Below are 1,863 nucleotides of genomic sequence, written 5' to 3'. Positions count from 1 at the left end.
AAAGGTAACCAATCAACAAATACACGATATCAGAAATAATAAGAACAATAAGAATAAATAGCTAATCAACCGTGAGGGGAAATTAGTTCTCGCAAGAGAGTAAATTATGGAAAGCCGGATGCTGGGAAACTTGCTTGTCCGGTTTGGACGGGGGCTGATTGTAAATAAAACAGCAAAGATAAATCGCTGAATAAAACGCAATTAATCTATCCGTATTTCGAGATATTGGTGAAAAAATGAATACTTATGGTGCACTAAAAGAATTAAAAAGAACTAGAATTGGTATATATGATCTACAAAAAGCTACTTTAATGAATCAAATTTCTTTATCTAATTTAATAGATATTAAAATTTTATTTAAAAATTATCAAAAAATTATTTTAAATGATTATTTGATAAGATTAATTAAAAACGGTGTGTATTTAGATCAAAGACAAATTATCACCACAGAACCTTTTATAGTCACAAATTATAATCACGAATGGATTGCATACTATGAACCTATCCAAAAATATAAATATATTCCTAAATATTTTTTTTAAAGTTTAATTTTAATAATTACAATATTATTTAAAAAGTTATTAAAAAAAAGAATTTAAATCAGCTAATCCTGTTAAATTATAACTATACAATTCTTTAGGCTTTTTGAATTTGTATTGATAATAAGCTGCAATGCCAATCATGGCAGCTTGATCTGTACAAAACTTTACACTTGGAATTAATAATCTTAAATCAGGAAATTCTTGAAAAAATCTCTTTTTTAAACTAGCATTAGAAGCTACACCTCCTACTAAAATTAAGTTTTTAGTAGGAAATTTTTTTAAAGCTCTTTTTATTTTAATTAATAAAACCTCAATAACTACTTTTTGAAAAGAAGCGCATATATCATAAATAAATTTGTTAGACATATTAAGACTATTTTGATTGATTAAATTAATAATTTGACTTTTTAATCCTGAAAAACTAAAATCCAAATTATTATTTTTAATATAAGGTAATGTTAATTTAAAAACAGATTCGCCTTTAAGAGCGAGTTTTTCTATAATAGGACCACCAGGATAATTTAAATTTAAATTTTTAGCAACTTTATCATAAACTTCACCAACAGCATCATCTAAAGTAGCTCCTAATTTCTGTATATCAAAATGATTATTTAAATAAATTAATTCTGTATGTCCTCCTGAAACAATTAGAGCTAAAGCAGGAAATTCTATCTCATGTTCTATTTGAACAGAGTAAATATGACCCATTAAATGATTTACTCCCATTAAAGGTTTTTTATAAATATAAGACCAAGTATTGGCAGCACTAACACCCAATAATAACGATCCTATTAATCCTGGACCTTGAGTTACTGCTACTAAATCTATATTTTTAGGGTTTATTTTTGCTTCAACAAAAGTTTTTTGTAAAAGATATGTTATCACTTCTAAATGTTTTCTAGAAGCTATTTCAGGAACTACACCACCATATTTTTGATGACATTTAATTTGCGAACAAGTTTCATTTGCTAATACTTTTTTTCCATCTTGAGTAATAGCGATACTAGTTTCATCACAACTAGTTTCAATAGATAAAATAATCATAATTAGAAAACCTTTTTTTATATTTATTATATTTTTTCTATTTATTGATAAATATTAAATAAATAGTTAATCTCATTGTAAATTAAAAAAATAATTTCATATTTTAAATATATATTTTTTTAAAAACAATGAGAAATTTAATTGATTTTTTATTTAAAAAATATTTTTTTAATTAAATAAAAAAAATTTAGAATATTTAATTTTATACTTTAATTAATTTTATTGAGAAATAAAACAAAAATAACAATTAAACTTAATATAAAAATATTATTTTACA

Annotated in this window: 2 protein-coding genes; one reads left to right on the top strand and one right to left on the bottom strand. The window is 23.3% G+C overall.

Annotation, left to right across the window (positions count from 1 at the left end):
* Nucleotides 1-236 precede the first annotated feature (236 nt).
* Nucleotides 237-542 carry a hypothetical protein gene (locus KHD59_RS02345; protein WP_213680514.1) on the top strand — a complete coding sequence of 102 codons (306 nt, stop codon included), beginning with the start codon at nucleotides 237-239 and terminating at the stop codon, nucleotides 540-542.
* Nucleotides 543-581: 39 nt separating this feature from the next.
* On the opposite strand, the gene tsaD is transcribed toward KHD59_RS02345, so the two are convergent.
* Nucleotides 582-1,586: a tRNA (adenosine(37)-N6)-threonylcarbamoyltransferase complex transferase subunit TsaD gene (tsaD, locus tag KHD59_RS02340; protein ID WP_004994752.1), complete on the bottom strand. Its 1,005-nt coding sequence runs from the start codon at nucleotides 1,584-1,586 to the stop codon at nucleotides 582-584.
* Nucleotides 1,587-1,863: the final 277 nt, after the last annotated feature.

The sequence above is a fragment of the Sesame phyllody phytoplasma genome (assembly GCF_018390775.2).
In the GTDB taxonomy this organism is placed as follows: Bacteria; Bacillota_I; Bacilli_A; order Acholeplasmatales; family Acholeplasmataceae; genus Phytoplasma; species Phytoplasma australasiaticum.
This window is presented reverse-complemented; position numbering and strand designations above follow the sequence as displayed.